General features: G+C 55.2%; 22 protein-coding genes. 4 read left to right on the top strand and 18 right to left on the bottom strand.

Translation table 11 applies throughout. The annotated features are described in order from the left end of the window. Positions 1–264 precede the first annotated feature (264 nt). Positions 265–1,575 carry an MFS family transporter gene (locus ACUTSU_RS21655; protein ID WP_445652359.1) on the top strand — a complete coding sequence of 437 codons (1,311 nt, stop codon included), beginning with the start codon at positions 265–267 and terminating at the stop codon, positions 1,573–1,575. A gap of 1 nt (position 1,576) precedes the next feature. On the opposite strand, the gene ACUTSU_RS21650 is transcribed toward ACUTSU_RS21655, so the two are convergent. From ACUTSU_RS21650 to trxC, 5 genes are all read right to left on the bottom strand, one after another. After that, the gene (locus ACUTSU_RS21650) at positions 1,577–1,909 is read right to left on the bottom strand and encodes a YfiM family lipoprotein (protein WP_445652358.1); all 333 of its coding nucleotides are present in this window, start codon (positions 1,907–1,909) and stop codon (positions 1,577–1,579) included. 79 nt (positions 1,910–1,988) lie between these two features. Next, complete coding sequence (gene pssA / locus ACUTSU_RS21645) at positions 1,989–3,344, bottom strand: CDP-diacylglycerol--serine O-phosphatidyltransferase (protein ID WP_445652357.1); 1,356 nt, start codon at positions 3,342–3,344, stop codon at positions 1,989–1,991. 153 nt (positions 3,345–3,497) lie between these two features. Beyond that, complete coding sequence (locus ACUTSU_RS21640; RefSeq protein WP_445654709.1) at positions 3,498–6,146, bottom strand: bifunctional acetate--CoA ligase family protein/GNAT family N-acetyltransferase; 2,649 nt, start codon at positions 6,144–6,146, stop codon at positions 3,498–3,500. 228 nt (positions 6,147–6,374) lie between these two features. Further along, the gene (locus ACUTSU_RS21635) at positions 6,375–7,079 is read right to left on the bottom strand and encodes a tRNA-uridine aminocarboxypropyltransferase (RefSeq protein WP_445652355.1); all 705 of its coding nucleotides are present in this window, start codon (positions 7,077–7,079) and stop codon (positions 6,375–6,377) included. Between the two features lie 137 nt (positions 7,080–7,216). Further along, entirely contained in the window at positions 7,217–7,636 is a 420-nt protein-coding gene (gene trxC / locus ACUTSU_RS21630) for a thioredoxin TrxC (protein WP_445652354.1), read from the bottom strand. A gap of 208 nt (positions 7,637–7,844) precedes the next feature. Between trxC and ACUTSU_RS21625 the strand changes: the two genes are divergently transcribed. After that, positions 7,845–8,945 carry a tRNA/rRNA methyltransferase gene (locus ACUTSU_RS21625; protein ID WP_445652353.1) on the top strand — a complete coding sequence of 367 codons (1,101 nt, stop codon included), beginning with the start codon at positions 7,845–7,847 and terminating at the stop codon, positions 8,943–8,945. A gap of 217 nt (positions 8,946–9,162) precedes the next feature. Here the strand turns inward: ACUTSU_RS21625 and emrB are convergent, their stop codons facing one another. From emrB to ACUTSU_RS21590, 7 genes are all read right to left on the bottom strand, one after another. Beyond that, on the bottom strand, positions 9,163–10,698 hold the full coding sequence (gene emrB, locus ACUTSU_RS21620; RefSeq protein WP_445652352.1) for a multidrug efflux MFS transporter permease subunit EmrB: 1,536 nt from the start codon (positions 10,696–10,698) through the stop codon (positions 9,163–9,165). Between the two features lie 17 nt (positions 10,699–10,715). Continuing rightward, on the bottom strand, positions 10,716–11,888 hold the full coding sequence (gene emrA, locus ACUTSU_RS21615) for a multidrug efflux MFS transporter periplasmic adaptor subunit EmrA (RefSeq protein WP_445652351.1): 1,173 nt from the start codon (positions 11,886–11,888) through the stop codon (positions 10,716–10,718). A gap of 25 nt (positions 11,889–11,913) precedes the next feature. Beyond that, entirely contained in the window at positions 11,914–13,365 is a 1,452-nt protein-coding gene (locus ACUTSU_RS21610) for an efflux transporter outer membrane subunit (protein WP_445654708.1), read from the bottom strand. Positions 13,366–13,386: 21 nt separating this feature from the next. Further along, positions 13,387–13,908, bottom strand: coding sequence for a transcriptional repressor MprA (mprA, locus tag ACUTSU_RS21605; RefSeq protein WP_445652349.1), 522 nt, complete (start codon positions 13,906–13,908; stop codon positions 13,387–13,389). 159 nt (positions 13,909–14,067) lie between these two features. Next, the gene (ygaH, locus tag ACUTSU_RS21600; RefSeq protein WP_020828317.1) at positions 14,068–14,421 is read right to left on the bottom strand and encodes an L-valine transporter subunit YgaH; all 354 of its coding nucleotides are present in this window, start codon (positions 14,419–14,421) and stop codon (positions 14,068–14,070) included. Beyond that, positions 14,411–15,157, bottom strand: a complete 747-nt coding sequence (locus ACUTSU_RS21595) for an AzlC family ABC transporter permease (protein ID WP_044554494.1) — start codon at positions 15,155–15,157, stop codon at positions 14,411–14,413. Before ACUTSU_RS21595 ends, ygaH begins: the two co-directional genes overlap by 11 nt. A 124-nt stretch (positions 15,158–15,281) precedes the next feature. Beyond that, positions 15,282–16,481, bottom strand: a complete 1,200-nt coding sequence (locus ACUTSU_RS21590) for an MFS transporter (protein WP_445652348.1) — start codon at positions 16,479–16,481, stop codon at positions 15,282–15,284. 103 nt (positions 16,482–16,584) lie between these two features. On the opposite strand from ACUTSU_RS21590, the gene ACUTSU_RS21585 reads away from it, so the two are divergent. Beyond that, entirely contained in the window at positions 16,585–17,463 is an 879-nt protein-coding gene (locus ACUTSU_RS21585) for a LysR family transcriptional regulator (protein WP_445652347.1), read from the top strand. Between the two features lie 39 nt (positions 17,464–17,502). Here the strand turns inward: ACUTSU_RS21585 and proX (ACUTSU_RS21580) are convergent, their stop codons facing one another. The 6 genes from proX (ACUTSU_RS21580) to ACUTSU_RS21555 form a co-directional block, all read right to left on the bottom strand. Beyond that, positions 17,503–18,504 carry a glycine betaine/L-proline ABC transporter substrate-binding protein ProX gene (gene proX / locus ACUTSU_RS21580; protein ID WP_261093275.1) on the bottom strand — a complete coding sequence of 334 codons (1,002 nt, stop codon included), beginning with the start codon at positions 18,502–18,504 and terminating at the stop codon, positions 17,503–17,505. A gap of 51 nt (positions 18,505–18,555) precedes the next feature. Beyond that, positions 18,556–19,548, bottom strand: coding sequence for a glycine betaine/L-proline ABC transporter substrate-binding protein ProX (proX, locus tag ACUTSU_RS21575; RefSeq protein ID WP_445652346.1), 993 nt, complete (start codon positions 19,546–19,548; stop codon positions 18,556–18,558). A gap of 57 nt (positions 19,549–19,605) precedes the next feature. Continuing rightward, complete coding sequence (gene proW, locus ACUTSU_RS21570) at positions 19,606–20,724, bottom strand: glycine betaine/L-proline ABC transporter permease ProW (protein WP_445652345.1); 1,119 nt, start codon at positions 20,722–20,724, stop codon at positions 19,606–19,608. Further along, a complete protein-coding gene (gene proV, locus ACUTSU_RS21565; protein WP_445654710.1) occupies positions 20,717–21,919 on the bottom strand; it encodes a glycine betaine/L-proline ABC transporter ATP-binding protein ProV in 1,203 nt (400 codons plus the stop codon). Before proV ends, proW begins: the two co-directional genes overlap by 8 nt. Before the next feature lie 406 nt (positions 21,920–22,325). After that, positions 22,326–23,012 (bottom strand): response regulator, encoded by a 687-nt coding sequence (locus ACUTSU_RS21560; protein WP_445652362.1) that lies wholly within the window; start codon positions 23,010–23,012, stop codon positions 22,326–22,328. Between the two features lie 21 nt (positions 23,013–23,033). Then, the gene (locus tag ACUTSU_RS21555) at positions 23,034–24,632 is read right to left on the bottom strand and encodes an ATP-binding protein (RefSeq protein WP_445652344.1); all 1,599 of its coding nucleotides are present in this window, start codon (positions 24,630–24,632) and stop codon (positions 23,034–23,036) included. 326 nt (positions 24,633–24,958) lie between these two features. On the opposite strand from ACUTSU_RS21555, the gene ACUTSU_RS21550 reads away from it, so the two are divergent. Continuing rightward, the gene (locus ACUTSU_RS21550; protein WP_445652343.1) at positions 24,959–26,314 is read left to right on the top strand and encodes a 2-hydroxycarboxylate transporter family protein; all 1,356 of its coding nucleotides are present in this window, start codon (positions 24,959–24,961) and stop codon (positions 26,312–26,314) included. The last annotated feature ends 6 nt before the right edge of the window (positions 26,315–26,320 follow it).

Below are 26,320 nucleotides of genomic sequence, written 5' to 3'. Positions count from 1 at the left end.
GTCTCCCCATGCGAGAGTAGGACACTGCCAGGCATCAATTAAGCCAAGAGGCCATCCGAAAGGATGGCCTTTTTGCTTTGCCTGCTATAAATAAATGACCGTTATCCCATCAATTTTCACCCCACTCTTCAATGCGCATCACATAAATCACGCTATATTCTTCGTCCGCTATTTGTTTTAATCGTTAACTAAACGCTAACAATTAAGTTACATTTAAACGGCAGGACGCTGACTTCACTGTTTATCTGGCTCGGAGAATATAAAATGACAGAAACAACCTCGGCCATTGAGGATGGAGGGGCCGCCGAGCTGGCGGTTCAGGACAAAAAGAAACGTATTTTCGCGATTGTTGGGGCTTCATCAGGGAACCTGGTGGAGTGGTTTGATTTTTACGTCTATTCCTTCTGTTCTATCTACTTTGCCGCTTCGTTTTTCCCCGCCGGCAACAGCACTACCCAGTTGCTGCAAACGGCCGGTGTGTTTGCCGCAGGTTTCTTCATGCGCCCAATCGGTGGCTGGTTGTTCGGTTATATCGCCGATAAGCATGGCCGTAAAAACTCGATGTTGATTTCGGTCTGTATGATGTGCGCCGGATCGCTGGTGATCGCCTGTTTGCCAACCTACGATTCGATCGGCAGTTGGGCACCGGTGTTGCTGTTGGTGGCTCGGTTGTTCCAGGGGCTTTCCGTCGGGGGAGAATATGGCACCAGCGCTACCTACATGAGTGAGGTGGCGATCAAGGGAAAGCGTGGGTTCTATGCTTCATTCCAATACGTGACGCTGATTGGTGGCCAGTTATTGGCGCTCTTGGTGCTGGTAGCGTTGCAGCAAATTCTTTCTACAGAAGAGCTGAAAGCTTGGGGTTGGCGCATTCCATTTGCGCTGGGCGCAGTATTGGCGGTGGTTGCGCTGTACCTGCGACGTTCACTGAATGAAACGTCCGATGCGAAAACCAGGAATCATAAAGATGCCGGTTCGTTGAAAGGTCTGTGGAAAAACCGTAAGGCGTTTCTGATGGTACTGGGATTCACCGCCGGCGGTTCATTAAGTTTCTATACCTTCACCACCTATATGCAAAAATACCTGGTGAATACCTCAGGTATGGACGCCAAGTTGGCCAGCGGCATCATGACCGCAGCGTTGTTTATCTACATGCTATTGCAACCGCTGGTAGGTGCGTTCTCGGACAAGATTGGTCGCCGTAGCTCAATGCTGATCTTTGCCTCTTTCGCCACCTTGCTCACAGTACCCATTCTGTTAACCTTGAAAAATGTCAGCAATCCTTATGTGGCATTCGGTCTGATCGTGCTGGCACTGTTTATTGTCAGTTTTTATACCTCGATCAGTGGGTTACTGAAAGCCGAAATGTTCCCGCCGGAAGTGCGGGCGCTAGGCGTTGGGTTGTCTTATGCGGTGGCTAACGCGATGTTTGGCGGGTCTGCAGAATATGTTGCTCTGTCGCTGAAGTCGTACGGTATAGAGAATGCCTTCTTCTGGTATGTTTCCAGTATGTGTCTGTTGGCGCTGATCGTTTCACTTCGCTTGCATCGCAAGGGGAAAGAAATCCAACTGTGAATCAACGGGTGGCGTGGTACAGGCTATAACCGGTAGCCGCGCCCGCCACATCCCAGGCAAAATCCTTCCAGCTCCAGCCAGTGCCGCCTTCGCGACTGTCATACAGTTCTTTGACGGCACCCAGTCCGATCGAGAATATCAGGCCAAAGCTGCGGCTGCGAGCCTCACTCCAGTTTTGATGATCGCCATAAGTGGTACCGGCGGCGGCAAAGGCTGCGGAAGAGACAAAATGCTGCGCCTTGTCTTTTCCGGTCCAGCTGTCATTTGCCCAATGGGTGCAACCGCTGGTGAACAGGACAAAGGACAGCACAAACAGACAGCGGAGTGGGCGCATAATGAAAACATCTTGTTGTCATGGTTCATAAAAAACCCCGGCAAGTGCCGGGGTCTGCGATAGCTGAATTATAGCGCGCTTACAGTATACGGCTAATCAATCGGTCGATACGGATACGGCGCAGACGGCGGATCAGCTTACGCACTTTGATCGGATACTCCTGGATGCTTTGCAATTCCAGATAGTGCCCCACCACGGTGGTATGGGTACGGATACATTCCAGCTCTTTATGCCGCTGCTCACGCATTTCCTGCTTGGGATCGTGGATCAGAATGGCATTTTCCAGATCCAACCGCCAGGCGCGTGGGTTGAGGTTATTACCGGTAATCAACTGCCATTCGTCATCTACCCACATGCCTTTCAGGTGATAGCTGTTATCGCCGTCTTTCCACAGGCGAACAATCAGCTGACCGGTATCGATATAACGTTGCAGACGGCTGAGAAAGCGTCGCAGATTGATTTCGTACAGGTAAGGCAGCGCGCCGATAATTTTGAATGGCTGATCTTCCGGAATATAGAAGTCATTAGCGGTTTTATCACCGACAATGATTTCCACCTGCTTGCCCTGGCGCAACAGATAGATGATATTGCGCACCAGCAGTGCCGGCAGGTTGAAGTAGGGGGTGCACAGCGTCAGTTTCTGATCGGCGCTAGACATCAGGTGGTGAATGGTTTTATTCAGTATGCTTTGTTTGCCCAGCCCAACCAGCGGTGTTACCGCCAGCTCATCGTTGCCGGCGTTGTTACGAAACTGGTAGCCGGCACGGCGCAGGCCGAAACGGAACAGGCGAGTTTCGTTTTTGATCTCGGGGCTTTTCGGGCGATCGCCACGATCCAAACGTTGTACGGCACCGGCGGTCAGCAGCTGCTGTTTGATGTAATCGACCAGGGTATTGGCCAATTCACCGTTGGTGATCAGTTGGTAGCGATCGTAACGGTATTTTTCATGCTGATGCAGGTAGACGTCATTGATACTGGCACCGCTGTAAATCACGGTATCGTCGACAACAAAACCTTTCAGGTGCAACACGCCCAAGGCTTCACGGGTATTGACCGGTACGCCGTATATCGGCACCGGCAGCCCCGGATGCTGGTCTGCCATTGAGCAGTACCAGTCGGCGTTGGTATTGGTGGCCGCGGCGCCGATACGCCCACGCTGGGCACGATGCCAGTCGACCAGAATGCAAATCTCCAGCTCCGGACACCGCTGCTTCGCCTGATAAAGTGCGTTGAGAATATCGCGCCCGGCGTCGTCGTGCTCCAGATACAGAGCGACCAGATAAATACGTTGGGTGGCGTTAGCGATTAATTCCAGCAGGGTGGCACGGTAATCAGACGGCGTGTACAAAGTGCGTACATCAGCTACCGTCTGAGGGAGTTTGGGCAGTTGTGCAAGGTGTTGTTGATGTTTGCTACGTTTAAATTTTGACAACATCACAGTGCGCTTCTTCTCTCATGATTAGATGGCCTGAACGCCAAATACGGAAAAACAACAAATCGAATAATCGGGCGATAATACCACTAGTTGCCTCGATTGTGCGTATGTTTTGGCGTTAAGTGGTGGATTCGTAGCGCATTGCGACACAGGTCACTCCGCTTTCTCCGCCTGCAACGGCAGGGTCAAATTGACGATACCGTCCTCGAGCTGCACATCAATACCAAAGCCCAATCGCTGTGCCAGCCCGATCATTCCGCGATTGTTCGGCATGGTGATACCGGTCAGACGGGTTAACCCATGGGCCCGGGCATAGGCGATCATTTTTTCCAGCAGTTGGCGTCCCAGACCGAGTCCTTTCAGATCGGAACGCACCAGCACGGCAAATTCCGCATCGGTATTGTCTGGGTCGGACAGAGCGCGGGTGACGCCGATGATCTGTTCATCACGTACTGCTACAAAAGCCATTTCTCGATCGTAGTCGATCTGCGTCATGTTAGCCAAATCGTCATGGGTAAACTCGTTGATCTCACTGAAGTAGCGATAGTAGAGATCTTCCTTGGTCACGCGATCGATAAAGTGTTTCAGCGCTGGCTCATCTTCCGGCAGGATCGGCCGGAACAGGCATTGCGAACCGTCTTTCAACCCAATAGTTTCTTCCAGTTCATGAGGATAAGGACGGATCGCCAGCCGCGCCTGCGGGTCACCCACAAACGGGGCAAGCTGCATGGAAACGTCCAGCAGGGTGAATTCGCTGTCGGACGCCAGTACCGGGTGGATATCCAGACGAGTGATTTCCGGACAGTCGAGGATCAGATTGGAAACTTGTACCAACAGGCGGCTCAGCCCGGGAATATCCAGCGGCCTCAGGGCACTGCGCCCGCGGATTTTTCCTCCTTTTACCGCCTGCAATACCAGATAGCGCGCCAGCGCCATATTCAGCGGCGGCAGTGCCACCGCGACCTGATTTTCCTGGCGCCATTCGATGCCCCCTTCGCCCAGCATGATCAATGGGCCAAAAATGGCATCCTGTTCCACCGCAATACGCAGCTCTTGTGCCCCGGCGCGGTTGGCCATGCTCTGCACCAGCAAACCGTGGATACGCGCCTGCGGGTAGGTACGCTTCACCCGGTCAAGAATAGCTTCTGCGGCACGCTGCACTTCGGTCGCGGTGCGCAAATAGAGCATCACGCCCTGCACCTCAGACTTGTGGGGAATATCCGGCGAACGCAGTTTCAGGGCTACCGGGTAGCCAATTTGCTCGGCGATATGCACCGCTTCGGCACTGTCTTCGGCAATCCAGGTTGGCAGCGTGGTCAGGTCATAGGCCTGCAGAATCGATTGCACCTCGTGGGTATCGAGTTGCGTAGCACCTTCGGCCAGCGCCTGCTGAATCAGCCTATGAGCATCAGCGGTGTTGGCGGTCAGGCCGACCGGGAGCGCTGGGGTTTCTTTTAACTGTTTCTGATTACGGCGGTATTCCACCATATGCATAAACGCGGTCACCGTGCCTTCCGGGGTGCGATAGGTGGGGATGCCAGCCTCGGTAAACAGTCGTCGGGCTTCTTGCGAGGAATATTCACCGCACCAATTGGTGAGCAGCGTAATGCGTTTGCCACGTGGGTGTTGACGCACCGCCTCGATAATACGTTCGGCGGTAATGGTGCCCGGGGCCGCCGCGCTTGGGGCGTGGATCAGCAGCAAGGCGTCGTAGTCATGGCTGTCGAGCAGCGTTTTAACCGCCGCCAGATAACGTTGCGGTGTTGCGTCATCACGCAGGTCTATCGGGTTGCCGGCGTGGATAAACTCGGGCAAAGCCTCGCCAAGCTGCGCCAGGATCTCGCCCCCCAACTGCGCCAGTTTGCCATTGCGGCCCAGCAGCTCGTCCAGAGCCATAGCGGCCGGTGCGGCACCGTTGCTGACGATCATCAGCCGCTCGCCGCGCAGCGGGTGCATATGGCTCAGGGTCTCTACTGCGGAGAACAGCTCATGAGTATCCTGCACGCGCAACAAACCGGCGCGCTGGATAGCAGCATCATAAGCGGCATCCAGCCCCTGTTGGCTGTTAAGCAACAGCTGGGCCTGCTGGCTGCGGCCGCTTTTGACCACCAGAATCGGTTTGTTGCGCGAGGCACTGCGCGAGGCGGATAAAAAGCGCCGTGCATCGCTGATGTTTTCCAGATACAGCAAAATGGCGCTGGTTTTACTGTCGCGCGCCAGAAAATCCAGCAGGTCGTCGACGTCAATATCCAGGCTATCGCCCAGCGCGATAAAATAAGAGAAGCCAACCTCACGCTGTTGTGCCCAGTCGAGAATGGTATTGGCCACGGCGGCGGACTGGGAAATAAACGCCAGCTTGCCTTTGAGAATGGGGACAGGTGAGAAACTGGCGTTAATGCCTTGCCAGGGAGCCAGCAGGCCGAGACTGTTGGGGCCCAGCAGGCGCATCGAATAACGCTGCGCGCAGGCTTTCAGCTCGGCGAACTGTTCCGGCGGGGAGGAGAGCACAATGGCGGTTTTGCAGCCACGCTTGCCCAGATCTTCAATCAATGCCAGGTTGCGCTGCGCATGGGTACAAATTATCGCCAGATCGGGGCTGATGGGCAGGCTGGCGACGTCCGGGTAGGCCATCACGCCGCACACCGCCTTGTAGCGTGGGGTGACCGGCATCACCGGCCCGTTGAAACCGCCGGCCAGCAGGTTGCTCATCATCAGGTTACCGGCGCGGCCGGGCTGTTGTGAAGCGCCGAGAACGGCAATCGATTTAGGACGTAAAAGCGCTTCTAACCCTCGCTGGCTCATGTACGAATCCTTTATATCCGTTATCCTTCAAAAGACAGGGGGGCTGGCTGCCCTCTCTCACCCTGGTCATTTAGTTAACTAAGTGACCAGGGATGAGAAGCCTCATTTGAGGCTTCCCCTTCGGGCCAGCGCAAGCGCTGTTCAAATCGCCTCTTGCCGACTTGTCGTTCAGTTGCCGCCTACCTGTCTTTCGAATGCTATTGGCTATAGGCAACGTTACGCCTGATTCTAGGCGTTTTGCGACGGCTTTGCTGTGACCGGTGCCTCCGGGCGAGTAGGTTTCCCGGCCAGATACTGTTGACGGAAATAGTGAAAATGCTCGACCAGCCCGTTGGCGGCGGCCACATCCCCGGCCTGCTGCAACAGCGCTGCCGCCACTTCGGCTGTGCAGTGCTGCTCGGTGCGGCTGGCTTCGCGCAGTTGGTAATTCGAAGCGGCGGTCACGTTGAGTGAGAACACCGGGAACTGATTAAGGTACGGGCTTTTACGGAACATTTTGCTCGCCTCGGTCCAGGTGCCGTCGAGCATAATAAACAGCGGCGGTTTACCACTGGCAGGCAATTCGCTGAACACCGGCCGCTCGGGCGCGGCATAGGACGCGGGAAACACCACGTAAGGCTGGCGCTCGGGATCGTTAATCGCCGCCAGCAGGGCAGGGTCAACCTCGGTACGCGACCAAAGAAATGCCTGGGTTTCCGGCAGAATATCGGCGATCAGTCGGCCGGTATTGCTCGGTTTCAGCGGTTCTGCACCAAACATGATCAGGCAAAAACGGCTGGCGGCAGGCTGTGGCTGGATAGTGCCACACAGGCAGTTTTTATGGGGTAGCAGGCAGCCCTGACAACGCGGTACGCGATTGCCACGCGCCAGAAAAGGGCGGGTAGAGCGTTCCAGGCGAAATTGGCGCAGGCGAAGGACGGCGTTGTCGGTCATAAAAGTCTCGGGGAAAACCGCTATTGTAACGTAGAAAAAAGCCCGACGGGAGCGTTCGGGCTGGATTGAGTCACGGCGGTGTCACGGGCAATGGGTAACACCGCCTATTGAAAGGCGACGGGTATAGACTTTCTGCGTTAAACTAATTCATTGAGCCAGTTATCGAACGGCGTTTTCGGCATGGCGCCGTTAAGCATGTCGACCATTTTCCCTTCGCGGAACAGCATGATGGTCGGAATGCTGCGGATGCGGAAACGGGCGCTCAGTTCGGGTTCTGCCTCGGTGTTGACTTTAACGAAGCGAACTTTGCCGGCGCGCTCTTTGGCGACGTCTTCAAAGATCGGGGCAAAACTGACGCAAGGGCCGCACCACGGTGCCCAAAAATCGACCACCACCGGCAGGCCATCTTGCAACAACGAGTCCAGTGTGGCGGCGCTGGCGTTGATCACCTCGCCGTCAAAGAGCGCATGGCCGCAACGGCCGCATTTCGCGCCGTCAGCCACACGTTCTTCAGGCACGCGGTTGGTGGCATTACAAGCTGGACAAACTGTATTCATGATGACCTCGGATACGGTGAAAGCACGACATACCGCACTCGGGTTGCGGATATGTATCTTTAATGCTGCTTATTATCGTTAAAAGTAGGGAAATGAACAAAGAGGTTTGTTCGATGAATACGATAGTTGTTAGCTTTTAGCGCAAGTAGGTGGCTTAGCACCCCAACATCAGGTAATCTTCGCGCCCTGCGCGTTGGTGGAGAAGAAAATGAACGATTCATTTAGTGGCAAGAACGGTAAAGTTAAAGTGATGTACGTCCGCAGTGACGACGACAGCAACAGCGACGGCCGTAACAAGAATAAGCGTCCGGCCGGCAAAGGCCGTCCGGCAGACGGTGCGCGCTCTTCGGGCCGTACCGGTCAGGACAAGCCGCGCGGTAATAACGATCGCCGTGGCTCTGGCTCTGATTCCCGCCGCAGTGAAAGCGATCGTCCTCGCCGTCCAGCGCAAACTGAAGACCGTGGCGGTTATGATTCGCCGTGGAAAACCGTGTCACGTGGCCCGGAAGAAGAGCCGGCGTTTGATCACGGCGGCATCAGCGGCAAGAGCTTTATCGATCCAGAACAGTTGCGTCGTCAGCGTGCGGAAGAAACCCGCGTTTACGGCGAAAACGCCTGTCAGGCCCTGTTTGCCAGCCGTCCGGACGCTATCGTCCGAGCCTGGTTCGTACAGTCGGTCACGCCACGTTTTCGTGAAGCACTGCGCTGGATGGCGGCAAACCGCAAAGCCTATCACGTGGTGGATGAAGAAGAGCTGGCCAAAGCGTCCGGCACCGAACACCACGGTGGCGTCTGCTTCCTGATTAAAAAGCGTCAGGGTCTGGATGCACAAACCTATTTGAAAGAAGCCCCGGCGAAAGATTGCGTGCTGGCACTGGAAGAAGTAGGCAACCCGCACAACCTGGGGGCTATCGTCCGTTCCTGTGCCCACTTTGGCGTTAACGGCGTATTGCTGCAGGATCCGGCGGTGCTGGAATCAGGTGCCGCGGTGCGTACGGCTGAAGGTGGCGCGGAGCACATCAAGGCGATTAACGCCGATGACTTCCTGTCGGTGCTGGATACCTTCCGCAAAGCAGGTTACGCCATTGTCACCACCTCGAGCCACAAAGGCACCCCATTGGCGCAGGCTAAACTGCCGGCCAAAATGGTACTGGTACTGGGTCAGGAACGTGACGGCCTGAGCGACAGTGCTTGGCAGCAGGGCGACATGAACGTGTCTATCGGCGGTACTGGCAAGGTAGAAAGCTTGAATGTATCGGTCGCGACCGGTATTTTGCTGGCTGACTGGTGGCGTCAAAACCAGGCTTAATGCTTTGTCGAATAAAAAACGGGCGCCCTGGGGTGCCCGTCAGACTGATGACAAACCTCATTCCAGCCCAGAGCGAGTAGAGGCCGATAAATAAAAATCAGGAAAATCAATTTATTGATTTTCGGCTGCTCACCACAAAGCAGGAAAAACCACGCTTTTTCCTGCTTTGTCAGCAACCTAACGGGCGCCCTGGGGTGCCCGTTTTGCTTTCTACTGTTTAGTGAGCGCCGCCGCCCCCACCGCCGGAGCTGAATGGCGGTTTAGCCACCCAGACCAGCGCCAGCAGGATCAGGAACACCCCAGCCGATAGCCAGAATATTTCGTTAGCCGAGATAATCAGCCCCTGCGCGGTGATCTCGTTGGCAATATAGGCCGACGCCTGCTGCTTGCTCATGCCAATCTGTTCCAGCTGCCGGTACATCTCTTGCGACTGCTGGCTGTAAGGGTTTACAAATTCTGCCAGTTGCGAGTGATGTTGCGATTCACGCTGAGTCCACAGCGTGGTGGTGATCGAAGTTCCGATCGACCCCGCCAGCGTACGGGTAAAGTTCGACAGGCTCGACGCCGCGGCCATACGCTCCGGCGGCAGGCCGGACAGCGTAATGGTGGTCAATGGCATAAAGAAGCAGGCGATGGCGAAGCCTTGGACAAACTGCGGCCACGCCGAAGCGCCAAAGTCCATTCCCGGTTCAAACGTATAAGCGCGCCAGTAAAAGCACACGGCATACATAATGAAGCTGAAGGTCACCAGTCGTCGCATGTCGAGCCGGTTACCGAACTTGCCGATGATCGGCGACAGCAATACCGGTATCAATCCGATAGGTGCCGAAGCCAGCCCCGCCCAGGTGGCGGTATAGCCATATACCTCTTGCAGCAGCTGCGGCAAGAGCACGATAGCGCCGAAATACAGCATATAGGCCAGGCTGATACACAGGCAGCCGACGGTAAAGTTGCGCGACTTGAACAGCGACAGATCCACCACCGGGTGGTCGTCCGTCAGTTCCCAGATGATCAGGAACACCAGCGCTACTACCGCGACCACCGTTAGCACTATTATTTCGGTGGAGTTGAACCAGTCCAGCTCCTTACCCTGATCGAGCATCACCTGCAGCGAACCAATACCGACGATCAACAGCACCAGGCCGATGGTATCGATCGGTTTGATCTCGGTTTTGGTTTCCCTGCCTTTCAACGTTGACATCGCCACCAGGATCACTACGGCGCCAATCGGAATGTTGATGAAGAAGATCCAACCCCAGTGATAGTTATCACTGATATAACCGCCGAGGATAGGCCCGAATATGGGCGCGACGATCACTGTCATTGACCAGAGCGCCAGGGCCATCGCTCGCTTGGCGGGCGGATAGTTGTTCAGCAACAGACTTTGCGACAGCGGGATCAGTGGCCCCGCGACCACGCCCTGGATCACGCGGAAGAAGATCAGCATGCCCAGGCTGTTGGAGATGCCGCACAGCCAGGAAGCGAGCACGAACAGGGCGGTGGACCAAAGGAACAGCCGCACTTCACCGACGCGCTTCGCCAGCCAGCCGGTGATCGGGATCGAGATAGCGTTCGCCACGCCAAACGAGGTGATCACCCAGGTCCCCTGCGAGTTGGAAGACCCGAGGTTACCCGCGATGGTCGGGATTGCCACGTTGGCAATGGTGGAGTCCAGCACCTGCATAAAGGTCGCCATGGCGAGCGCGACCGTCATCCAGGCGAGCTGGGCACCTTCAAGCGGTTTCTGTGCCAAGGTTGCCTCCCACGCGCTTAGCCGGCATTCGCATGGATCACGTCGGCGATCATCTGGTTAACCGGGGCCAGGTTCAACGCCAGCGCGTCGGTCTGATACAGCGGCTTGTTACGCACCACGTCAGACAGCACTCGGCCGTCCAGGTTGGTGGTGTCAACTTTCACCAGCGTCGACAGACCGATACGCAGCGGATGATCGGTGATTTGCTTGGCATCCAGCTCAATACGAACCGGCAGGCGCTGAACCACCTTGATCCAGTTACCGGTAGCATTCTGTGCAGGCAGCAGTGAGAAGGCGCTGCCGGTGCCCATATCGATACCGACCACTTTGCCGCTGTAGACCACGTCGTCACCGTAAATGTCACTGACAACGGTGGCCGACTGACCGATACGCATATTGGCGATTTGAGTTTCTTTAAAGTTGGCGTCCACCCAAATGTGATCGGCAGGCACCACCGCCATCAGCGGGGAACCGGCGGCGATTTGCGCACCAACCTGTACGCTGCGACGAGACACATAGCCGGTGATCGGGCTGATGATTTTGGTACGCTGCAACGCCAGCCAGGCGTCACGCATTTGCGCAGCGGACTGTTGGATAGCCGGCTGTTGCTCCAGCGGGGTGTTCAGCACCATTGCCTGGTTGGCGTTGTATTGCTGAACGGCCACTTCCAGTGCTGCTTTGGCGCTGTCGACCGCATCACGCGCATGTTGCAGTTCTTCACGGCCGATGGCGTCAAGGCTGCCCAGCACCACACGGCGCTTCAGATCGTTCTCCGCCTTGCTCAGGTCAGACTTGCGCAGGGCAATGTTGGCCTGATACTGCTTGCTGTTGATGATCAGTTGGTGGGTCTGACGTACGCTGTTGGCCAGGCCGGTTTTGGCGCGTTCAAGCGCCTGTTCGGCATCGGTCGGATCCAGCGTGAGCAGCACATCCCCCTGCTTCACGTAGTCGGTATTGTCGAAGTTGACGCTGTTAACGCTACCGTTCACCTGGGCCATAATCTGCACCTGGTTACCGGATACATAGGCGTCGTCCGTTTCCTGATGATGACGTAACACCAGGAACCAATACACTAAATATGCCACCCCAATAACAATGAAAATAACCGTCATTAACAGCAACCAAAACTTGCGCTGTTTCTTTTTGCCGACAGGTTGTGGCGGGGTCTGAGTCTCCGCGCTTGCGCTCATGGTGTTCTCCAAGCTCTCTATTTTATTATGCTTTTGAATCCGCAGCGACCGGGGCCTGATAGCCACCGCCCAGCGCACGGATCAGTCCTATCTTCGCCTGCAGCAAGTTGCTGTTGGCATTGAGTTCCGCCTGTTGCTGCTGCAAGAGCTGCGTCTGGCTGGTTAACAACTGGTCGCGCCCGATAATCCCTGCCTGGTATCGAGCGTTAGCGACGCGGTACACTTGTTGCATCGATTGGGACGCAGATGCCGCCTGCAGCTGCTGTTGCGCAGTGCTTTGTTGGACGGTGATGGCATCGGCGGTTTCCTGCACGGCATTCAGGATGGTTTGGTTATAGGACTCCACAGCTTGGTCATACAGCGCGGACTCCTCACCCAGCTTGCTGCGCAGCGCACCGGCGTGGAAGATCGGCAATGAAATCGCCGGCATCACGTTCCAGGCCTGGCTGGCCGCTTCAAACAGATTCGGGCTGGTGCCACTGGTGTTGGTGGTGGTCAGGCCGGCAAAGGCTGAAATGGTCAGGCTGGGGTAAAATTCCTTGCGGGCGGTGCTGACTCGTTGGTTGTAAGACTCCACCAACTGGCGCTGCGCGGCGATATCCGGGCGTTTGCCCAGCAGATCGGCGGTCAGTTCACCTTTTGGCGCCATCAGATTACTGGCGGGCAGAGCCACCGGACGCAGATGCTGCATCGCGCTCGGGCCCTGGCCGGCCAACGCGGCCAATTGGTGTCTTAGTTGTTCAATCTGCGACTGCAGTTGCAGGATCTGCTGCTTGGCACCGTCGGCCTGCGCCTGGCTTTGTTGCGGAACATCAACACCGGTGATGCCGGCTTGATATTGTTGTTGGCGCAAATCCGTCAGACGTTGGTTGTTGTCGACTTCCTGCTGCAGCAGTTTTTCCAGCGCGAAATTGCTCTGCAGCTGGAAATAGGCGGAGGCCACCGAGCTGGTCAGCGTCAGCGCAGCCTGTTCTTGCTCGGCGCGGGCCGCATCGACCTGCGCCCTGGCGGCGTTAACTTGATTGCGGTATTTCCCCCACCAGTCAAACTCATAGGCCAGATTCAGCCCCAGAGAGTTGGATCTCTCGTAGATCGGTTTATGCGGATAACCCAATCCCATGTTGACGTTCTGCGGAATTTTCTGGCGGTTGCTGCTGGCGTTCAGATCCAGATTCGGGCCGTTGGCTGCACTGGCTTCACCCACCACGCTTTGCGCTTCGCGCACGCGTCCGGCGGCTTGTCTCAGCGTCGGTGAGCTTTGCAGCGTCTGGGTCATCAGGCTGTCGAGCTGCGGATCGTTGAGCGAGCGCCACCACTGTGGGCTAACGTTCAGCGAGCTGACTTTCGGCTGTGACAATTGCAGGCTCTGCGGGTCCATCAGGGTGGATTGCGGGGCAATATTGTCGGTAGAAGCGCACCCGGCCAGCAGCAATACGGCGAACAGCGGGGTGAATCTCCTGTTAAACGGGGATCGCATAGTAGGTTACCTGAACAGAAATTATTGGGATAACTGTCCTGAAACTTCCATCTGGTCAAGACGCGTTAACAGCTTGCGCGTCAGCTTTTCAAGCTGTTGCTGTTCATCATCGTTCAGCGTGGACCACAGGAAATGCAGACATTTGTGCTGCGGTGGCAGCAGTTGGTTGAGAAACTCTTCTCCCTGCGGCGTCATGTGCAAATGCAGGCAACGACGGTCATGGTCGCTTTCCCGGCGTTCAATCCAGCCGCGTTTTTCCAGTTCATCGGCAATCCGCGTGGCATTGGTGCGTGACGAGCCCAGAGCAGAGCTTAGCTCAGAAGGCTGGATGCTGTGATTCTCCTGCGCATCCAGAGTAATCAGCGCCATAAACAGTGTTTCGTTAATCCCTTGTGCCTTGAGCATTTTATTGCGGTTTTCCAGCAGCTTGCTTTGCATGTGCATGCACAGCCGGGTCAGCAGAATTTCCTGATAAGGAAAATCTTTCTGACGTTTTGCGCGGAAATTAAGCATTTGTTCAATGGGAGTAAACGAGCTTTCCATAATTTGGGGCCTCATTAATTTCGTTCGAGATAGTAACGATAGTGATTAATAATGTAAATCTTCAGTCGTCCGAATAATTTAGCAATTCGTGTCATTTGTCAGCGGATTGTCAATAAACCCACTTTAAGCAAAAGGGTTAATGCGACGTGCTGCCTAAGATTAAAGGTTACCCTGACTGAAAATCATAAATAACTTTAATGTAATGCCAAAGGATGCCGCGCCAATCAGCGTCGACAAAATGATGCTTTTGGTTCGGTAAAAACACAGGCCCAGCGCGGCGAAACCGACCAGAGTGGGCCACAGCTTGTCCGGTTCACGCATCACTACCGGGGTGCTGGAAACCACCAGCAACGCGCAGATTGAGGCGATGCCGATGCTGTCGAGCAACAGTGCGGTTTTACCGCGTTTGATTCCCGGTTGTGCCCGCGCAGGCGCCAAACGCAAGGGTAAGTAGCGGAACAGATAATTAGCACAGCCGACCACCAGGCCGATCACCAGCACATCAGTGTTCATCAATGGCCTCCGTTGCTGTGGGTTGGAACAGGGCTGCGATACAACCGGCGCTGATGCCGGCCAAAATGGCCACTGGGATAGAGAACAGCACTACGCCAAGCAGCGCACCGGCCAGTGCGGCGGCGATGGTCAGGCTTTGCGGACGTTTGAATGCCGCTAGCAGGAAGCTGAGGAATAGCGCCGGCAACATAAAGGATAATGAGGCTTCAATCACCGGGAACTGCTCTAGTGGCCCATTGCCGAACACGGCACCCAGCGCGGTGCCTGCGACCCAAGACAGCCAGGAGCAAAGCGAGATGCCGATCATCCAGTTCTCGCTCCAACTGCGGTTATTGCGCATCAATTTAGCGGTGGCGGCGGCGAACACTTCATCAGTCAGGCCAAAGGCCCAGAGCGCAGTTTTGCCGCCCGACATGCGCGAGACGATGCGGTGGCGCAAAGCAGGACCATACAACAGGTGCCGTATATCCATTGCCATCACGGTCAGCGCGGAAACCCACAGTGACATACCGGCGCTTAGCAAGGCTGTGATCACGAACTGGCTGGCGCCCGCATAGATGATGCAGGAGAAGAAAATGCTCTCTAGCGGGGAGAACCCCAGCTTAACGGCGCTAAGGCCAAACGCAAAAGCCACCGGCACATAGCCGATAACGATCGGTAAACTGTCGACGATGCCGTGGGTGAAGGTGGAACTTACGGCTGGGGGATTGATACTTTCTGCAGCTTGGCTTTGCATAATGTATTTGAATCGCAGGGTATATAGGGAACCAATAGTTTATCCCCAGAACATTACCAGAGAGTAAGTAATGTTTATACCCTGCGCCGCTAATAAATTCCAGCTATGACTATTCGCTTGCTAATCAGATGGCCGCCGGTCCCTGGGGATCATGGCGCTTGCCGCACCACCAGGTCAGCAGGTTGAGCAGGCACAAAACGCTCCCGGCAGCGGCAACGCCGGTCCAGCCCGCATGTTGATAGGCTGAAGCGGACAGCAGCGAGCCGAGTGCCCCACCGATAAAATAGCTGGTCATGTAGCCGGCGGTCAGACGGTTGCGCGCTTCCGGCATAATGCGGTAAATCACGCTCTGATTGGTGACGTGTACGGCTTGTACGGCCAGGTCGAGGAGCAGAATACCGGCGATCAATGCCCATAAGGATTGTTTAGCGAAAGCTATGGGTATCCATGAAAGTAGCAACAGCACCAGGCCCACGCTGGTGGTTAACCCGGCCTTGCCCTGATCCGCCAAATGTCCGGCGCGTGAAGCTGCCAGCGCACCGGCAGCGCCGACCAGGCCGAACAGACCTATCACCCCTTCGGAATAACCAAACGGCGGAGCCGCCAGTAAAAAGGCCATCGAAGTCCACAGCACGCTGAAATTGGCGAACGACAGCGCCCCGAGTATTGCGCGGGTGCGCAGCAGCGGAGTACCGCAAAACAGGGTGAAGATCGATTTCAGCAACTGCGGGTAATTCAGCCCCGAATGCTGCTTGTAGCGCGGCAGGGCGCGCCACAGGATAAGCGCCATCAGGATCATCAGTACGCTGGCGACCCAGTAAATGGTGCGCCAGCCGCCGATCGAAGCCAGCGCTCCGGCCACGGTGCGTGCCAGCAAGATGCCGAGCAGCAGCCCGCTCATAATAATGCCGACGGTTTTGCCGCGTTTTTCCGGGTGTGCCAGCGTCGCCGCCAGCGGCACCAGGATTTGTGCGACTACCGAGAATAGCCCGGTGAGTGCGGTACCGAGGATCATCATCGGCAGGGTCGTGGAACTGGCGGTGATCAGCATGCCGCCTGCCGCCAGCAGGGTCATAAAGACGATCAGTCCGCGGCGTTCAAACATATCGCCGAGTGGCACCAGCAACAGCAGGCCAACGGCGTAGCCCAACTGGGCGGCAGTGACGATAAAGCCGGCCTGATTTACCGATAAACCGAAGTTTTGGGCGATGGTTTCCAGCAGAGGCTGGGCGTAATAGTTACTGGCGACCGCCAGACCGGTGGCGATGGCGATCAGCACGATCAACGCTGGGCTGAGACCCGGCTGTGAATGTTGTTGGTTCATAGTTTTTAATCACAGAAAGAAGTTGGGCGCAGTATCGGGCAGGACAGCGCGTTAAACCAATGTATAATTTTCATTTGATTAATCTCATTTTTCGATAGATGCCATGAACCTGAAACAGATCCGCTTTGCGCTGGCGGTAGCCGAAGAGCAGAGCTTTACCCGAGCGGCACAGCGCTGCCATACGGTACAGTCAGCCCTTAGCCACCAGATAGCTAAACTGGAGGAGGAACTGGGCTGTGCATTGTTTGAACGTACCTCACGCCGGGTCAGACTGACCACCGCCGGGCAGGCGTTTATTCAGCCTGCACAACGGCTATTGGCGGCGAAGCAGACGCTGATGGAAGAAGTGCTCGCGGCCAGCGGCACGGTATCCGGCACCCTGACCATTGGCACTATTTCGACCATAAACGCGATTGATCTGACTGAAAAACTGGGCAACTTCCATCGTCACTATCCGGCGGTGAATATCCGGCTGTATGTAGGCATGAGCGAAGAATTGCTGGAAGACGTCCGCCAACAAAAAACCGACGTGGCGTTTGTCGGTATTTGGCCGGGGGATATCGATATGCTGCCGGTGTCGCATCGGCAGCTAACCGATGAGCCGTTGGTGGCACTGGTGGCGTCGCAGCATCCGCTGGCCAGCTGTCAGCGGGTCAATCTGCAAACCCTGTCGGAAGTGCCGCTGGTGGACTTTTACAGCGGCACCGGCGCCCGGCGGCAAACCGACCGCGCGTTTCAGGCCGCAGGTATCAAGCGGCATGTCAGTTTTGAAATTGATCATATTGAATGGTTGGAGAATTTGGTGCGGCGTGGTTTGGCGGCGGGCATTGTGCCGATTTCTACGGCGCAGCGTCTGAGTTCGCTGGTATCAATCCCAATTGAGGACGGTCCGCGACGACAGGTGTACTGCGTATGGCCGCAGCAGCTGTCTAGAACCGCCGAGCGTTTTTTGCAGTTTAGTGGGATAGATATTGCTGAATGAAGAGAGCGGAGCGCAGTGGAGAACTGCACCCCTGTACGATTACTTCTTGGCGGCTTCGGCGGCGGTTTTCACCCAGCCGTCAAAGGTGGCCTGATGCGCCTTGATCCAGCCATTAACGTGGCCCTGGATATCGGCTTCTGACGCCTGACCTTCATGCATCCGCAGGTTCTGCGCATTCACGTCGCTAATCGGCAACTTCATGATGGCAAACAGCTTGGCGGCTGCCGGGTTGGCTTCGGCCCATTTCTTGTTGGCGGCAATGCGCATGGTATTCACCGGGAAACCATAGTTGGCACCGTTTGGCAGCTTGGTATCCATATCTTTCAGCTCGCCCGGCATGGCGGAGAACGGCACCTGCAGCCAGACGACGTCACGGCCCGGTACCAGCACGTCACTCACCCAGTACGGCGTCCAGGTGTAATACAGCACCGGTTTGCCTTCTTTGTAGCGAGTGATGGTGTCGGCAATCATCGCCGCGTAGTTGCCCTGGTTGTGTTCGACGGTCTTATCCAGGCCGTAGGCCTTGATGTGGTGGTTAATCGCCGCTTCACAGCCCCAGCCTGGCGTACAACCGGTCAGATCGGCCTTGCCGTCACCGTTGGTGTCAAACAGCTTGGCGATCTTCGGATCTTTCAACTGCTCAACGTTGGTGATGTGGTATTTGTCAGCGGTTTTTTTGTCGATCAGGTAGCCCTGCGCCGCGCCGTTGACGTAAACCCCTTCACGGTAAAACTTGGCGTCGCCGCCAGCGGCCTTGTACTGATCGGCGTGCAGAGGATCCCAGTTCACCGCCAGGAAGGTTGCGTCGCCAGAGGCGATCGACGTGTAGGCGACGTTATAGTCTACTTCACGGGTGTCCTTGACGTCATAGCCTAACTTTTCCAGTGCTTTGCTGACCAGTAGCGTCTGGAAGGTTTCTTCAGATATGGTGCTTTGCACCGGCTGAACGCTAATGCCTTTACCCGGCAAGTCCGCGGCGGAAACCGCCTGTGAGCTAATCAATGTGGTAAGGGCAACCGCCCAGATTCCTGTAGTGCGCATAGTGAAATACCTTTTTTATGTTATGAAGCCGGGATTTCCGGCACGTCGGGATTATTTCGCTGCTGCAGCGGTGCTGACCCAACCGTCAAAGGTGGCTTGGTGGGCTTTAATCCAGCCGTCTACGTGGCGTTGTATATCGTCGGCGCTGTTCTCGCCCTTGTGCATCCGCAGGTTCTGCGCGTTCACGTCCGCCAGCGGCAGTTTCATGATGGCGAACAGTTTGGCGGCGGCCGGGTTAGCCTCGGCCCATTGCTTGTTGGCGACGATATGTTCGTTGTTGACGGAAAAACCGTAATTTTTGCCGTTCGGCAAGGCGGTATCCTTGTCTTTCAACGAACCTGGGCTGGCGGAGAACGGCACGGTTAACCAAACCACATCACGACCCGGTGCCAGCTCATCGCTCACCCAGTACGGCGTCCAGGTGAAATACAGCACCGGTTTACCCTGTTTGTAGCGAGTCAGGGTGTCGGCGATGATGGCGGAGTAATTGCCCTGGTTTTGAGTCACTGTGTTGCTCAGGCCATAGGCTTTGATATGGGTGTTAATGACGTTGCCGCACACCCAGCCCGGTTCGCAGCCGGCCAGATCGGCCTTGCCGTCGCCGTCGGCGTCAAACAGCTTGGCCAACTTGGGATCTTTCAACTGCGAAATATCGTGGATGTGGTATTGGTCGGCGGTTTTCTTGTCGATCAGATAACCCTGGGCCGCATTGGTAATATAGGCACCTTGGCGATAAAACTTTTTGTCGCCGCCGGCGCTTTGGTACATGTCGGTTTGCAGCGGCTCCCAGTTTACCGCCATATAGGTGGCATCACCGGAGGCGATAGAGGTATAGGCGATGTTGTATTCCACCTCGCCGGTCGGCTGGACGTTATAGCCCAGCTTGGTCAGGGCACGGTTGACCAATTCGGTCTGGAAGCTTTCTTCGGCGAGGGTACTTTGCAAGGGTTTAACCGTGACGCCTTTGCCGGGAAGTTCGACGGCGAACGCCTGTGTGCCAAGCAATGAAGTCAGGGCCAAAGCCCAAATTCCTGTCGAGCGCATAGTGGTTCCTTCGATTTTATCGGTGCCCCCGACGCTGGCCGGGGGCAGGGCAATCAATTATGGCTTTTTGATGAAGGGCCGGGTGAGCAGGCCGATGGGACCGTGTGCGTACCAACGCCCCATGCCTTTACTGCGGCGATCGCGCCCCAGCGACTGGGTGAGGCGGTCGAGAATAATCGCCAGGATCACGATACCGACCCCGCCGACGGCGGCCAGCCCCATATCGAGGCGACCGATACCGCGTAGCACCATCTGGCCCAGACCGCCTACGGCGATCATCGAGGCGATCACCACCATCGACAGTGCCAGCATCAGCGTTTGGTTTACCCCGGCCATAATGGTCGGCATTGCCAATGGCAACTGCACTTTAAACAGCAGTTGGCGCGGGTTGGCACCAAAGGATTCAGCGGCTTCAATCAGATCTTCCGGCACCTGCTTAATGCCCAGAATGGTCAGACGCACGATGGGCGGCAGGGCGAAGATAATGGTCACCACCACTCCCGGCACGTTACCGATACCGAACAGCATGACGATCGGCACCAGATAGACGAAGGCCGGCGTGGTTTGCATGGCGTCCAGCAACGGTCGTATGACCTTGCCTGCGTGCTTGCTGCGCGCCAGCCAGATGCCGAGCGGCAAGCCGATGACGATACAGAAGAACAGGGCAGTCAATACCAGCGCTAGCGTCACCATGGCCTGTGACCAGGCACCAATAGCGCCGATGGCAATCAGTGAGACCAGCGTGGCGGCCCCCATACCGAGGCTGGAAAGCTGCCAGGCAATCAGCGAGAACAGCAAAATGGCTACGGGTGCCGGCATACCCAGCAGCAGTTGTTGAAAACCGCTGAGGATAAAGTCAACCGGTACGCGGATCCCCTGGAACAGCGGACGAAAGTGTAGCACCAGCCAATCAATGCCGTGGGTTACCCAGGAGTCAAACGGCACCCAGGTCTTGTGGAACGGATCCAGCAGGTTGAAATGCTCCGGCTGGGCCGGTGCGCTGTTAAGCCAGTCGGAACCTTGAGCGGCCTGATTCGCGGCGTCATGGCTAGCCGGTGGTGGCGCGCTGGACCAGGCGTCGCCAGCGGCGGGGGCTGAATTTGCGGCGTCAGTGGTCGGTGCGGCACTGGCGTCGGCAGGCGCAGTGGCCCATGGATCCTGTGTAGTATCACTCATTCGTTGGGCCCTCTTTATCCAGGGCCTGCAACAGCATGGCCTTGGAAATAATTCCGATATAGTTATTTTCTTCGCAGACCACAGGTACCGCGCAAGGTGCCAGAGCGACCAATGAAATCAGTTCGCTTAGCGGCATATCGGCCGGTACCGGGGCGGGAGCTTCCAACAGGGCGTCATCCAGCGTCAGGTTGGCCGCCAGCGCCTGCTTGAGCGAATCTACCGACACCACGCCGATAAATTTCTTTCCGCGTTCAACAACATAACCATAATCGCGGTCTTCATCCCGCAGCAGCTGTAACGCTGAGCGCGGACCAAAACCGGGGGTTTTACGAATAAGCGCGACCGGACGACGCTTGGCGATATCCTTGGCGCTGAAAACATGGCTGACATCTACGCCACGGAAGAAGGTGCGTACATAATCGTTGGCCGGATTATTTAATATTTCCTCCGGCGTGCCGACCTGAATCACCTCACCGCCCTGCATAATGGCAATACGATCGCCAATACGCATAGCTTCGTCCAAATCATGGGAAATAAAGACGATGGTACGCTGATGTTGGGCTTGTAATTTGACCAGTTCATCCTGCATTTCGGTACGAATTAATGGATCAAGTGCTGAGAAAGCTTCATCCATCAATAATATATCTGGATTATTCGCCATGGCACGGGCTAATCCCACGCGCTGACGCATCCCACCGGAAAGTTCATCGGGATAAGAATGAGCGTAATTCTCCAGACCGACCTGACGCAGAGCCTCAAGGGCTTTTTCCTGACGTTCCTGCGGCGGAATGCCGGCTAATTCCATGCCGAATGCGGTGTTATTCAAAACATTCATATGCGGCATTAGAGCGAATGATTGAAACACCATGCTGATTTTATTTCGACGTACGGTTCGCAGCGCTCTTTCGGATATTTTCGATATATCCTCACCGTCAATCAGCACCTGGCCGCGGGTGGGTTCTATCAGACGATTGAGAAGGCGTACCAGGGTGGATTTTCCTGAACCGGAAAGCCCCATGATGACGAATATCTCGCCTTCTTCAATGGCCAGAGAGGCGCCTTTTACGCCTAGTGATAACCCGGTTTTTTCAAGCAGTTGATCTTTTGTCAGACCTTTCTCAATCAGTTTGAATGCGCGATCCGGATGCTCGCCAAATATCTTATACAGATTCTTTACTTCGAGTTTAATTGCCATGCAATTTGCTGTTTCCTCTGATGAATTATCAAGCGATAAAAAATGTCCCAATAGAAAATAATAGTCCCCTATACCCTAACACAGTGAATATCTGAGACAACCCTCAATGTCTGATGAATGGGATATTAGCGATTTACATCAACTTTTCGATTGGTTATGGTAGTGCGGTGGGTATTCAATTATTTTAATCTGATATTCTCCTTAAATGATTGGTTTTAGGTAAGAATAATCCTGATGCAATAATCTTGTTATTTCCCCGCTCGGGGCTGAATTCAGACAATAAAAAACCCGACCATAGGCCGGGTAAAAGTCATCAGTATTTCATTAATTTCAACGACAGGTGCCGATATCGAGGGGATATCGGCACATTCATATTACCCGCTTAATATGACAGCCAGATGTCAGCTTAAACCTTGCGATACAGGCGGCGTGGATGGCCGATATTGCCGTACATCATCTCTACGCGCACGAACTGGGTAGCGACGCAATATTCCAGATAACGTCGGGCGGTGGTTTTGCTGATACCCACCTGTTTGACCACGTCTTCCACCGCGTGCGCCGCCTCCGGCTGTTCGATAAACAGTGCCTGCACCAACTCCAGCGTATTGGTTTCAATGCCCTTGGCACTGGGCTCGCTGGAGAACTGTTTGGATTGCAGGTTATACAGTGCGTCGACGTTGCTTTGGTCGATCACCTTAAAGGTACGCTGGGTTTGAACAAACTGCATAAAACGCTCCAGCGAGTTACGCAGCCGCTTATAGGATACCGGTTTAATGATGTAGTCGAAGGCACCGTTGCGGATCGCCTGGCTGCAGGTATTCATATCGCTGGCGGCGGTAATGAAAATCACCGAACAGCCGGGGTTTTTCACCGCAGTTTCTTCCATCAGTTCGATGCCCTGGCCGTCCGGCAAAAAGTTATCCAGCAGGATCAGACGTGGCTGGTGGGCCTTGACTTTGGCTCTGGCCTCGGCCAGTGTGGCGGCATAAGCCACCGCCCGCAGAGCAAAGTTCTGCTCGATAAACTCGGCGTGCAGCGTGGCCAACTGCGGCTCATCTTCCACGATCAAAACGTCCAGTGCTTCTGGTTGCATCATTCGGGTGCTCGAAACGGGTTATAAGGTTTTAGGGATAAATAAAGAAAAAATGGCCCCGTGCGGCTCGTTGTCCGACACTTCTATACTGCCATGGGCCTGCGCTACGTGGCTGGCGACCAAATGTAAACCTATGCCATGGTCACCTTTGTCATCTTTGGTGGTGATGCCTTGCTCGAACAACGTATCACGCACCTCGGGTGCAATGCCGGTACCGCGATCGGCCACTTCAATCACTAGCTCATTGCTGTTATCGCTAATATAGAGTTCTACCGCCTCATGTGGCGTGGTGCAATGCAGCGTAGCGTCTACCGCATTATCCAGCAAATTGCCGATGATCGACATCAGTTCGGTTTCATTCAGCGCCGCCGGGATTTGCCGTAGCTGACAGGCGGGATCGAAACGCAGCTCAACGCCTTTCTCCTTCGCACTGGAGTACTTGCCCAACAGCAAACCACAGAGTGCCGCTGAACTGAAACGCTGTGAAATAAAGTCGAGGATCTCCTGTGCGCCTTCCGATTGAGCCTCCACATAGCGGATCGCCTCGTCGTAGCGCTGCATATGCAGCAGCCCGGCCAGGGTGGCCGTCCAGTTAAGCTGCTCATGGCGCATGATACGCAGGTTGTCCGCGTAGCGTTTAACCTGGCTGAGTTGGCTGCTCAGGGTATTGATGTCGTTCTTGTCGCGGAAGCTGATCACCCAGCCCTGCAACTCTTGTTCCTGCATGATACGCACCCGGCTGGCGATCACCCGCACGTGGTTAAAGCGACAAACCTCGTCATGAGTGTCGTGCCCCAACTGGGAAGCGCCGAAGAAGTCCGGCTGTGACAGGATAATCTCGCCGATATTGCGGCCCATCAGAGCGGCGGCGGGCTGGCGCAGCTCCAGCAGTTCACGCGCCGCGTGGTTGATGGTGATGATCCGAAGTTGCGGGTCGATGGCGATGACGCCTTCATAGATGGCTTCCAGCAAGGCTTTTTGCTGACGCACCAGCAGCGCAATTTCTTTGGGTTCCAGCCAGAACATCTGGCGTTTTAAATTCTTCGACAGCAGCCAGGAAAAAACAAACAGGGCGATTAATAACAGCACAATGGATCCGACGATTTGTGTCAGGGTTCTGGCATTTAGATTGTCGATATGGGATTTCAGATAACCGACCGAAACAATGCCGATGACGTTATTATGCTCATCCATAATGGGCGCTTTACTGCGCAATGAAATGCCGATGCCCCCTTTGCGGATGGAAATAATACTTTTCCCTTCCAAAACTTCTTTGTTATCACCCCCGACCATCGGGGTGCCAACAATATTGGCGTATTCAGAATGATAAAGGTGCCGGGTTTGCTTATCGCCGATGACGATATAGCTGGCATCGCTGCTGGCACGTATTTTTTTCACCAGCTCGGCAATTTTAACCGGGTCGTTTTGTTCCACCGCGTTGACCAGCGAGGGGATCAGGGCAATTTCCCTTGCCTGCACCTGCGCTCGCGCGCCGAGATCGCGATGCAGCTGGGCATCGAGCTGATAGTAGGTGTAAGCACCAATAAAGGTTAACAGTACGCAGGAGAAGGCAACCAGGCACAGGAACAGCTTGATTTGAAATGAGAGCTTTATGCGCATGGTTTGGGAGGCACCCTGAGAGATCCTGAGCGCTTACCCTATCATGAGTCGCCGTTAATGTAATATTGCGCCGGATCAACTTGTGATCGCCGCCACGGGTTTATTCTTGGCGGGTCGCTGCATTCACGACTGCAATAAAAGTGATAAGTTTTAAAGTCAAAATAACGTTAACACCATTAAATCTACGATCTATTTTACATAACCTCAATTAACACCATAGAAACCATAACCACCATTAAAAACCCTTTTTTATTTTGAACAAAATCACAGCAGATAATCCGTGCATTTCTCTATGATGGCTGAACAAACTAATAAGAGGCCAGATTATGAGCACAACAGATGATTCTTACCTCGTCGCCAAAGATAAAGCCGCTGAAATACCGTTGCGTGAAAAATGGTGGCACATACTGGATAACTACAAAGTAGGGATTATTCCGTTGCCGTTCTTTGTTCTGGCCGGCGTGCTTATTTTGCTTGATTGCCTTGAAGGGAAATTACCCAGCGATATCGTAGTGATGGTTGCAACGCTGGCCTTCTTTGGTTTCGCCTGCGGTGAGTTCGGTAAACGCCTGCCGCTGATCGGCAAAATGGGGGCCGCGGCGATCTGCGCCACCTTTATTCCTTCCGCGCTGGTGCATTACGGCCTGTTGCCGGATGTGGTGGTGGAGTCGACCACCAAATTCTATAAATCGACCAATATTCTGTACCTCTATATCTGCTGCATTATCGTCGGCAGCATTATGAGTATGAACCGTCAGGTACTGATCCAGGGCTTCCTGCGCATTTTCGTACCGATGCTGTGCGGTGAGATTGCCGGCATGCTGGTGGGCATGGCAGTCGGTATGGCTCTTGGACTGGAACCCTTCCAGATCTTCTTCTTCCTGATCTTGCCAATCATGGCCGGGGGCGTCGGTGAGGGCGCGATCCCGCTGTCGATGGGCTACGCGGCAATTTTGCATATGGAGCAGGGTGTGGCGTTAGGACGTATTTTGCCGATCGTGATGCTCGGCAGCCTGACCGCCATTGTGCTGGCCGGCTTGCTGAATCAACTCGGTAAACGCTATCCGCACCTGACCGGTGAGGGTAGCCTGATGTCGAGCCAGCAGGGCGACAGCGAAATGAGCGCAGTGGATAAAATCAGCGGCAAGGCGGATGTCAGTACCATTGCCTGTGGCGCGCTGTTGGCCATCCTGCTGTATATGGTAGGAATGCTGCTGCACCGTATGATTGGGCTGCCTGCACCGGTTGGCATGCTGTTCGCGGCGGTAGCGGTGAAGCTGGCACACGGCGTTTCCCCACGCATTCAGGAAGGTTCGCAGGTGGTGTACAAGTTCTTCCGTACGGCGGTGACCTACCCGATTCTGTTTGCCGTTGGCGTAGCCATCACCCCATGGCAGGAACTGGTTAACGCTTTCACTCTCCAAAACCTGGTGGTGATTGTCAGCACCGTTTCTACCCTGGTGGCGACCGGCTTCTTCGTCGGCAAAAAAATTGGTATGCACCCGATCGACGTGGCGATTGTCTCCTGCTGCCAGAGTGGGCAGGGCGGCACCGGTGATGTGGCCATCCTGACTGCCGGTAACCGTATGTCGCTGATGCCGTTTGCCCAGATCGCCACCCGTATCGGCGGTGCGATCAACGTCTCACTCTCTTTGTTAGTGCTGGCTAAATTCTTCGTATAACAAAAA

The organism is Serratia sp. NA_13 (assembly GCF_052691735.1).
The sequence above is the reverse complement of the archived record's forward strand: the minus strand, read 5'-3'. Positions and strand labels throughout refer to the sequence as shown.

What these genes read in the sequence shown, in the direction of transcription:
- ACUTSU_RS21655 (WP_445652359.1), top strand. Translation starts at nt 265, where the DNA reads ATGACAGAAACAACCTCGGCCATTGAGGATGGAGGGGCCGCCGAGCTG.
- ACUTSU_RS21650 (WP_445652358.1), bottom strand. Translation starts at nt 1,909, where the DNA reads ATGCGCCCACTCCGCTGTCTGTTTGTGCTGTCCTTTGTCCTGTTCACC.
- pssA (WP_445652357.1), bottom strand. Translation starts at nt 3,344, where the DNA reads ATGTTGTCAAAATTTAAACGTAGCAAACATCAACAACACCTTGCACAA.
- ACUTSU_RS21640 (WP_445654709.1), bottom strand. Translation starts at nt 6,146, where the DNA reads ATGAGCCAGCGAGGGTTAGAAGCGCTTTTACGTCCTAAATCGATTGCC.
- ACUTSU_RS21635 (WP_445652355.1), bottom strand. Translation starts at nt 7,079, where the DNA reads ATGACCGACAACGCCGTCCTTCGCCTGCGCCAATTTCGCCTGGAACGC.
- trxC (WP_445652354.1), bottom strand. Translation starts at nt 7,636, where the DNA reads ATGAATACAGTTTGTCCAGCTTGTAATGCCACCAACCGCGTGCCTGAA.
- ACUTSU_RS21625 (WP_445652353.1), top strand. Translation starts at nt 7,845, where the DNA reads ATGAACGATTCATTTAGTGGCAAGAACGGTAAAGTTAAAGTGATGTAC.
- emrA (WP_445652351.1), bottom strand. Translation starts at nt 11,888, where the DNA reads ATGAGCGCAAGCGCGGAGACTCAGACCCCGCCACAACCTGTCGGCAAA.
- ACUTSU_RS21610 (WP_445654708.1), bottom strand. Translation starts at nt 13,365, where the DNA reads ATGCGATCCCCGTTTAACAGGAGATTCACCCCGCTGTTCGCCGTATTG.
- mprA (WP_445652349.1), bottom strand. Translation starts at nt 13,908, where the DNA reads ATGGAAAGCTCGTTTACTCCCATTGAACAAATGCTTAATTTCCGCGCA.
- ygaH (WP_020828317.1), bottom strand. Translation starts at nt 14,421, where the DNA reads ATGAACACTGATGTGCTGGTGATCGGCCTGGTGGTCGGCTGTGCTAAT.
- ACUTSU_RS21595 (WP_044554494.1), bottom strand. Translation starts at nt 15,157, where the DNA reads ATGCAAAGCCAAGCTGCAGAAAGTATCAATCCCCCAGCCGTAAGTTCC.
- ACUTSU_RS21590 (WP_445652348.1), bottom strand. Translation starts at nt 16,481, where the DNA reads ATGAACCAACAACATTCACAGCCGGGTCTCAGCCCAGCGTTGATCGTG.
- ACUTSU_RS21585 (WP_445652347.1), top strand. Translation starts at nt 16,585, where the DNA reads ATGAACCTGAAACAGATCCGCTTTGCGCTGGCGGTAGCCGAAGAGCAG.
- proX (WP_261093275.1), bottom strand. Translation starts at nt 18,504, where the DNA reads ATGCGCACTACAGGAATCTGGGCGGTTGCCCTTACCACATTGATTAGC.
- proX (WP_445652346.1), bottom strand. Translation starts at nt 19,548, where the DNA reads ATGCGCTCGACAGGAATTTGGGCTTTGGCCCTGACTTCATTGCTTGGC.
- proW (WP_445652345.1), bottom strand. Translation starts at nt 20,724, where the DNA reads ATGAGTGATACTACACAGGATCCATGGGCCACTGCGCCTGCCGACGCC.
- proV (WP_445654710.1), bottom strand. Translation starts at nt 21,919, where the DNA reads ATGGCAATTAAACTCGAAGTAAAGAATCTGTATAAGATATTTGGCGAG.
- ACUTSU_RS21560 (WP_445652362.1), bottom strand. Translation starts at nt 23,012, where the DNA reads ATGCAACCAGAAGCACTGGACGTTTTGATCGTGGAAGATGAGCCGCAG.
- ACUTSU_RS21555 (WP_445652344.1), bottom strand. Translation starts at nt 24,632, where the DNA reads ATGCGCATAAAGCTCTCATTTCAAATCAAGCTGTTCCTGTGCCTGGTT.
- ACUTSU_RS21550 (WP_445652343.1), top strand. Translation starts at nt 24,959, where the DNA reads ATGAGCACAACAGATGATTCTTACCTCGTCGCCAAAGATAAAGCCGCT.